The 600-nt window shown below is 63.2% G+C and carries 1 protein-coding gene and 1 pseudogene; one reads left to right on the forward strand and one right to left on the reverse strand.

The features are described 5' to 3' along the window. Nucleotides 1–250, reverse strand: a pseudogene (locus XAXN_RS17200) (efflux transporter outer membrane subunit); the annotation flags it as partial. A 105-nt stretch (nucleotides 251–355) separates the two neighbouring features. Here XAXN_RS17200 and XAXN_RS17205 point away from each other — a divergent pair. Next, the coding region (locus XAXN_RS17205) for a response regulator (protein WP_134984912.1) at nucleotides 356–600 on the forward strand (245 nt) is incomplete at its 3' end.

Here is a 600-nt window from a genome sequence, read left to right on the forward strand (position 1 = left end):
GGTCGCGGTCCGGCGCGAAGGTCTGCAGAAACGCACGCTCTTGCGCGTTCAGGGTGACGGTGGCGGTTGCATGGGCGTCGGGCTGAGCGGATGCCGGCGTGGGTGCAGCCTGCTGGCTGCCGAAGGTGGTCGGCACGTTGGCTGCCGGGCGCTGGTAGACCGGGGTCAGCGAGCAACCAGCCGACAGCACGGCACTGGCGGCAACCAGACACACGCAAGACCAACGATGCGGAATAATTTGTGGAATCATGATGTCGGAGCACAGAGCCAATCTCGACCGACATCCTCGACCCGCAGCGTCCAGGTTGTTTTCGGGAATTATCCAGATTTGATCGAGACGACAGGGCAACACGCGATGACAGGCAAAAAGGTTCTGCTGGTGGAAGACGATGCCGATAGCGCTAGCATTCTGGAGGCCTATCTGCGCCGCGACGGCTTCGATGTGGCGGTGGCCGGCGATGGCGAACGCGCCATCCAGCTACATCGGCAATGGGCACCGGATCTGGTGCTGCTGGACGTGATGCTGCCCAAGCTCAGCGGCATCGAAGTGCTGTCGACGATCCGCCGTGCCGGCGACACGCCGGTGATCATGGTCACCGC

The sequence above is a fragment of the Xanthomonas axonopodis genome (assembly GCF_001304695.1).
Taxonomy (GTDB): domain Bacteria; phylum Pseudomonadota; class Gammaproteobacteria; order Xanthomonadales; family Xanthomonadaceae; genus Xanthomonas; species Xanthomonas axonopodis.